This window comes from uncultured Clostridium sp. (assembly GCF_937920395.1).
Taxonomy (GTDB): domain Bacteria; phylum Bacillota; class Clostridia; order Clostridiales; family Clostridiaceae; genus Clostridium_AD.
In genome coordinates this window covers 1-7,438 of record NZ_CALEVF010000155.1, presented here as the reverse complement: position 1 = coordinate 7,438, position 7,438 = coordinate 1, and the positions used below count along the sequence as shown (strand labels likewise).

Annotated in this window: 10 protein-coding genes; all 10 read left to right on the top strand. The window is 28.8% G+C overall.

Features of this window, described 5'->3' with window-relative positions:
* Positions 1 to 1,006, top strand: a 1,006-nt coding sequence (locus tag Q0649_RS10750; protein ID WP_298841390.1) for a sensor histidine kinase, incomplete at its 5' end; no start/stop codon positions are given.
* A gap of 149 nt (positions 1,007 to 1,155) precedes the next feature.
* Complete coding sequence (locus Q0649_RS10745; protein WP_298841387.1) at positions 1,156 to 1,299, top strand: hypothetical protein; 144 nt, start codon at positions 1,156 to 1,158, stop codon at positions 1,297 to 1,299.
* A 273-nt stretch (positions 1,300 to 1,572) separates the two neighbouring features.
* Positions 1,573 to 2,526 (top strand): methionyl-tRNA formyltransferase, encoded by a 954-nt coding sequence (gene fmt, locus Q0649_RS10740; protein ID WP_298841385.1) that lies wholly within the window; start codon positions 1,573 to 1,575, stop codon positions 2,524 to 2,526.
* Between the two features lie 173 nt (positions 2,527 to 2,699).
* Positions 2,700 to 2,939 carry a GNAT family N-acetyltransferase gene (locus Q0649_RS10735; RefSeq protein ID WP_298841383.1) on the top strand — a complete coding sequence of 80 codons (240 nt, stop codon included), beginning with the start codon at positions 2,700 to 2,702 and terminating at the stop codon, positions 2,937 to 2,939.
* Positions 2,940 to 3,093: 154 nt separating this feature from the next.
* Entirely contained in the window at positions 3,094 to 3,684 is a 591-nt protein-coding gene (locus tag Q0649_RS10730; protein WP_298841381.1) for a sugar O-acetyltransferase, read from the top strand.
* Positions 3,685 to 4,036: 352 nt separating this feature from the next.
* Complete coding sequence (locus tag Q0649_RS10725; protein ID WP_298841378.1) at positions 4,037 to 4,618, top strand: sugar O-acetyltransferase; 582 nt, start codon at positions 4,037 to 4,039, stop codon at positions 4,616 to 4,618.
* 121 nt (positions 4,619 to 4,739) lie between these two features.
* Positions 4,740 to 5,258 (top strand): GNAT family N-acetyltransferase, encoded by a 519-nt coding sequence (locus Q0649_RS10720; RefSeq protein WP_298841375.1) that lies wholly within the window; start codon positions 4,740 to 4,742, stop codon positions 5,256 to 5,258.
* A gap of 62 nt (positions 5,259 to 5,320) precedes the next feature.
* The gene (locus Q0649_RS10715) at positions 5,321 to 5,713 is read left to right on the top strand and encodes an NUDIX domain-containing protein (protein ID WP_298841373.1); all 393 of its coding nucleotides are present in this window, start codon (positions 5,321 to 5,323) and stop codon (positions 5,711 to 5,713) included.
* A 142-nt stretch (positions 5,714 to 5,855) separates the two neighbouring features.
* Positions 5,856 to 6,251, top strand: a complete 396-nt coding sequence (locus Q0649_RS10710; protein WP_298841370.1) for a VOC family protein — start codon at positions 5,856 to 5,858, stop codon at positions 6,249 to 6,251.
* Positions 6,252 to 6,335: 84 nt separating this feature from the next.
* Complete coding sequence (locus tag Q0649_RS10705; protein WP_298841368.1) at positions 6,336 to 6,794, top strand: putative immunity protein; 459 nt, start codon at positions 6,336 to 6,338, stop codon at positions 6,792 to 6,794.
* The last annotated feature ends 644 nt before the right edge of the window (positions 6,795 to 7,438 follow it).

Genomic DNA, 7,438 nt, shown 5'->3' with positions numbered 1-7,438 from the left:
AAAACAGAGTAAAATGCAAATGGGGTACGATAAAAAAAAGAAAATGGTAATTCAGCGTTATAAAATTAAAAACACTGATTGGACTTTATTTGGTGTCTCAAGCTTAAATGAACTACAAGTGATGAGAAAAAACTTAATGGAAACTATAGTTGTTATAAGTATTGTTTTCCTAGCTATAATTGCTTACAGTGGAAGTTATTTTGCAGGACGGATAACTAGGCCAATAGCAAAATTAGAAGAGGCTATGAGAAATATTGAAGATGATTTTACTCCGGTGGTGTTAGATGAAAAAGGTTGTTATGAGGTACTAAGTTTAGCTACTCATTTTAATAATATGATAAAAAGAATAAAAACACTTTTAGAAGAAATAATTCAAAAAGAAAAGTATCTGAGAACCTCAGAGTTAAATGCATTGCATAGTCAAATAAACCCTCATTTCTTATATAATACATTAGATACAATTGCTTGGATGGCAGAGTTTAAAGATACGCAGAAAGTTGTATCACTTACAAAAGCGTTAGCTCAATTCTTTAGATTATCGCTAAATGGAGGCAATGAGATAACAACAGTATTTAATGAAATAGAGCATATAAAGCAATATTTGTATATTCAACAGCAGAGATATGGTGATAAGTTAAGTTGTGAAATTAATTATGATGATAACATAAGTCAAGAAAAAATTCTGAAAATTATTATCCAACCTATAGTAGAAAATGCGATTTATCATGGAATTAGGCAAGTGGATAGAAAAGGAATTATACTTATAAATGTAAAAAAAGAGGGCAAAGATATTATATTTACAATAAGGGATAATGGGGATGGTTTTGATTTAGGTATATTAAAAAGTGAAAAATCTACTAAAGATATTAAGCTTGGCGGAGTAGGAATAAAGAACGTTGATAAACGGATAAAATTATATTATGGCGAAGAATATGGTGTAAATATAGAGTCCATTATAGGTGTGGGAACTACAGTTTATATAAGAGTATGCACAGAGAAAGCTTAGAAAAATGGACAGATTTATAGAATTTATCAAGATACATGTGGATTAGAGTATGATGGAAACGCTCACTTATCACTAATAAAACTTTGTGATACAGTTCCACCTGAATTAAGAAATAAGGTTTATCTATATTTGCAAAAGAAGACTCCGTTATGGTAATTGATAATTTAGGCGTAATATTACCAAACTTAAGTATAGGAATTGCAATTTTGACTTTTATAATTGAAATTTCACTTTGTATTATATATTATTTAAAAGCAGATATTATTAAAAATAATCTCCTAAAAGCGCCGTAAAATTCAATTGAATTTTACGGCACTTTTACTTTGAATTACATATATAACGCGAAGGATCCTTACTACATTAGCTGTTGTTTATGTAAGTATATATGTTATTTGGTATGTTAATAATAGGGATAAATTATAAATTGAAATAAATTACCGTGTTATTACAAATGAAACAAGATTATACATATTAAACATGCTATAATTACTATTAATTAAGACAACATCGTAGAATATTGTGTAACTACAAAATATATTTTGTAGTATCAAAGGGAGGTATCAATAATGAAAATAGTTTTTATGGGAACTCCTGATTTTGCAGTTCCCTCATTGAAGAAAATGATAGAGAAATATAATGTAAGTGCGATTGTAACACAACCTGATAAACCAAGTGGAAGAGGGAAAAAGGTAGCAATTTCACCAATCAAAGAGGTCGGATTATCGAATCAAATTCCAATTTTCCAGCCGGAAAAAATAAGAACAGACTCTGTAATTATTGATAAATTAAAAGAAATAAAACCAGATTTTATTATTGTTGTAGCATATGGTCAAATCATAACTAAGCAAATACTTGACATACCAAGACTCGGATGTATTTGTCTACATGCATCCCTCCTCCCAATGTATAGGGGGTCAGCACCAATAAATTGGAGTTTAATAAATGGGGAAATAACAACTGGAAATACAACTATACTAATGGATACTGGTATAGATACGGGTGATATACTTATGAGAAGTGAGTTTGACATATCTGAATCTATGACAGCAGGAGAATTGTACAACTTATTAAAAATAAACGGTGCTGAACTGTTAGAGGAAACAATAAATGGAATTATAACAGGTGAAATTTGTGGGGTAAAACAACAGAGTGATGGAAGTTCTTATGTACAGATGTTAAACAAGCAAATGGCAAAGATTAATTGGAATGACAGTAGTATTAAAATACATAATTTAATAAGAGGATTGAGTTATTGGCCATATAAAAATATAAACTCATGGCCAACTGCTCATACTTATTATAAAGATATTTCAATTAAAATATTCAAATCCAAGTCATTGGAGGCAAATATTATTAAACCACCTGGTTATATCATAGATGCAAATAATGAAGGAATTACAGTCGCCACCAATAACGGTATTCTGATTATAGAAATATTACAGTTTCCAGGGGGGAAACCTCTTGAGGTAAAAGAATTTTTAAAAGGAAATAAAATAGAAAAAGGCATTGTATTATCATAATCATAATTGATTAATAATCTATATAGGACTTAAATATTATGATTATTGGTTCATAATATTCATAAATGTCGCAACTGTTAGATATTTCAACTTAATTAACTGCTGATATGAGTGTAATAGGAGGCATGTTATATGGATATTAGATTAAGAGCTTTAGAAAAATCAGATAAAGAATGAAATCATATCATAGAAAAGGTGTTGGTACATTTATTACGAAAGAAATAACTAAAAATGCCTTTCATGAATTAGGACTCAATAGAATTATGCTTACTGTCTCAGAAAAAAATATAGGAGCAATTAAAGCCTATACTAATGCTAACTTCAAAACAGAAGGAGTTATGAGACAAGCATTTTACAGAAATGGAAAATTCCATGATAAGATTATTATGGCAATTTTAAAAGAAGATTATTAATTTACAATATTTTTTCAATATGACGGAACAGTAAAATAATCTGTATTAACAAAACTCTAAAATAATTAATAAGATGGGGTAGATTAATAAATGAAAAACAAACAAATGTTATTAGCGAATATACCTTTTATAATAGTGGGCTGGAGGTTATCTTATGACTTTAGAAGAACAGAAACAATTGATTTTATCTGGTAAAATGTATAACGATTTAACAACAGAATTAATTCAAACAAGAGAAAATACGGTATTTCTTACAAATGAATATAATAATAGTTTTGGTAAACCCAATCATGAAAGAGAAGAAATATTAAAAAGGCTACTGAAAAGTATTGGAGATGGAGTACATTTTGAACCAAATTTTCGATGTGAATTTGGTTTTAATATTGCAATAGGAGATAATTTTTATGCCAATTTCGATTGTGTAATGTTAGATGGTGGAGAGATAAATATAGGAAATAATGTTTTATTTGGACCACGAGTTGGAATTTATACATCTAATCATGCAATGTATGCAAAAGAACGAGTAGCAGGTGGTTGTTATGCAAAACCTGTAAAGATAGGCAATAACGTATGGATTGGAGCAGGAGTTAATATAAATCAAGGTGTTAATATTGGAGATAATACAATTATAGGGTCGGGTAGTGTTATTACAAAAAGTATTCCAGCAAATGTAATGGCAGCTGGTGTACCATGTAAAGTAATTAGAGAAATTACAGAAGAAGATAGAACTGGATTTGAAGTATAGAAATGTAATTTGCAACATTCTTATACTCTGTAACTATAAATAAAAAATACAAAGGTAATTAGTAGAGTGGGGCCCTCGCCTAATTACCTTTGTGTTTTAAAACTTGATCCAAAATTAAAGGCAATATTATATACGGTAATAATAGGTTGATGGCCGTAAATGGAAATACAGTACTATTTAACTTTATTTATAGTAAATAGTGCATTGCCTCATTGAAAATTATGCTGTGTTTAAAATTGATGTCTTTATGTAAAATATTTGAGATTTATATTAATATTCTATATAATTAAATAAGGACATACTTGTATTTTATTTTTTATCAAAAATTGTTATATAAAATGGGGGAATGAGTATGACAGAACGGGAAAAAATGTTAGCTGGGGAATTGTATAATTGTGGTGATGAAGAGTTATTAAAACAATGGCATAAAGCTAAAAATTTAATAAGAATATATAATCAATTAGATTATGAATTGAAAGAAAAACAAGAACAAATATTAAACGAACTTTTAGGTTCAAGAGGGGCAAATTTATGGATTACAGCTCCATTCTTTATTGATTATGGAAATAATATATATATAGGAAATAACTGTGAGATTAATATGAATTGTACTTTTTTAGATTGCAATAAAATTATTATTGGTAATAATGCACTTATTGCTTCTAATGTACAAATTTATACTGTTTTTCATCCAATAAATGCAACAGAAAGATTCACTTTAAATGAGAATGGTGCTTTTTCATTTTGTAAGTCATTAACTGCACCTGTTACTATAGGTGATAATGTTTGGATTGGTGGAGGTACTATTATTTTACCAGGTGTTAATATTGGAAATAATGTTACAGTTGGTGCAGGTAGTGTTGTAACTAAATCAATTCCAGATAATAAAGTAGCCTATGGAAATCCATGTAAAGTTATAAGAGATAACAATTAAAATAATATATGAGCATAATTTAAAGTTGAAGTTGATTCACATCCTTCATTTAAGGTGTCGTAACTGTTAAATGGTGCCACTTGATTAAATGCTGATATGAGTGTAATAGGAGGCAAGTTATATGGACATTAAATTAAGAGCTTTAGAAAAATCAGATAAAGAATATTTCTATTTATGGATAAAGGATAAAGAAGTTATAAAATACTCATTATCTCTATTTCAGAAAATGAATACTGATAATGAAATATCTCATTGGTTTGATACGCTTTTATTAGATAAATTAGCATATAATAAAGCAATAGTAGATATAGATACTACAAACAAAAAGTTACTTGGATATACTGGAATAACACAAATAAGCGAAACAAATTTATCTGGAGAATACTTTATATTTATTGGTGACAAATCATATCATAAAAAAGGTGTTGGTACATTTATTACGAAAGAAATAACTAAAAATGCTTTTCATGAATTAGGGCTCAATAGAATTATGCTTACTGTCTCAGAAAAAAATATAGGAGCAATTAAAGCCTATACTAATGCTAACTTCAAAACAGAAGGAGTTATGAGACAAGCATTTTACAGAAATGGAGAATTCCATGATAAGATTATTATGGCAATTTTAAAAGAAGAGTATTAATTGATAACATTCTTTTATTATGAAGGTACAGTAAAATTTTACGAAATAAATGGAGGTTTGAAGTGAATACATATATAGGTTGCTCAATAATAATTAAAGATAATGATAATAAACTTTTAATTGCTCAAAGGAGCAAGTCTAAAAAAAAATTTTCGCTTTTGTGGGAAACTGTTGGAGGGGCATTAGAAGATAATGAAACACCAGAAGAGTGTATTCGAAGAGAAGTAAGGGAAGAAATTAATTGTAGTATTCAGGACTTAAAACTATTTAAAGTCTATATTATCAATCAAGATAATAGATATGTATTAATTGTATATACAGGTAAGATAAATGAACAAATACAATATAATTTGGAGATAGAGCAAATTCAATGGATTGATAAATCTGAAATTCAAAAATTTAATTTTTGTTGTAATGAATCTGAAAAATTATTAGATTACTATAAATACAATTAGAAAATGTTAAGTCGTAACATTCGTAAAGTTCGTCATAATAACTGTAAGAATTATTAAAGAAAAGATACACTGAACAGGTCATGTCGAAAATGTAAAATAATATTCACGATACACATATTAAATTAAGAAGGAGGAAACTATTATGAAAGCAAAAATTAATCTTGTTACGATTTGGACAAATAATATAGATAAAATGAAAAATTTTTATAATCAAGTTCTTGGATTTAAGATTAAAAATGACCTTGGTAATTATGTTGAATTTGAAAATGAGGGCGTCCGATTTGCTATTTGTATGAGAGATGTTATGTATGTTTATAACAATGAATATGAGAAAGCAGTAATTGGTCAAGTTTTTGAACTGGCTTTTCCATGTGAAAATCCAAATGATGTTGATGAATCATTTACACATCTAATTGCAAAGGGAGCAACTCCTATCCATAAACCACAGGATATGCCTTGGAGACAAAGAACAGCATTATTTGCAGACCCAGATGGGAATATACATGAACTCTTTGCAGAAATTGGGATGACACTGTAAGTAAGATAGCACCCATCTAATAAGTTGTTCACATCTGTAAAATATGTTGAAGTAAATAATCAAATATTTTTAGGGAGGTATGCTATGCCAACAAAAGTGAAAATAAAGATAATAGATAATAACGAATTAAGGGCTAAAATTAATGAATTATATGAAAAAGTTAGCCAAGTAGATTTAGCGAAATGGTCTCTGATAATGGCAAAACATATTTTGGACACTGTAGATATAGATTATAATTCGATAGATGTAATAGTTGATGGATTTATAGTAAATGAATTATGGCAAACAGGTAAAGCGAGAATGTATGATGTAAGGCAGGCTGGCTTTAAAATTCACAGAATTGCTCGTGAGTGCGATTCACAAATAAAGAAAACAGCATTAAGAGTAGTTGGTCAAGCGGTATCAAGTGGACATATGAGAGAACATGCGATGGTAGCATCAGATTATGCCATAAAAACAATAGGATTAATTAGTTCCAATGATATTGATGCTATAACCTTGGAACGAGAATGGCAACTTAATGAATTAAAGAAGTTTTTGTAGCACATAAAATGACGATAAGCTATGGTAAATTTATTACACATTATGAATAGGTTTGGATTCAGATGTTGAGCCCATAAAAACTATCACCATAAGCATATACTTAAATGATGATAGTCACTAAAATTGCTCAATTTCTGAAACAAGCTAAAGAACGATGCCGCGTTTCCACTACTATGGGGATTCAATCTTTTCCCTCTTTCTGAAATTTGCTTTAACACTAAGAATATTAACTCTAATTTCCACAAATGTATCTTAAATCCTTCTAAGTCTTGATTATTTTCTAAAAATAGACGTAATTTCCCCCTCCCCTAAATAGAGATCTCACGGAAACTACTTAGTTCCTGCGATTACTCATTTTTAGTATCCTTATTTTTTATTGATTCCCCCACTTTTTTTGCATAAAACACTTGACAAGTCTGTAAAATTTTGCGGTCCTCCTCCTAAAGACATATTTTACTAGAAGGATTATTTTATGCTTGAAAATTGGAATTCTCATGCTGATTATCAGCAATTTATTATTTCAAATCTCTCATATTTCTACAAATCTATGCCTAAAAAAATTATAGAACTTGAACTTTCTATATCTAAATTGTATTGCTTAGACTTAGATATTCTTAGAGAGATACTAAAACCTTATTATTCTA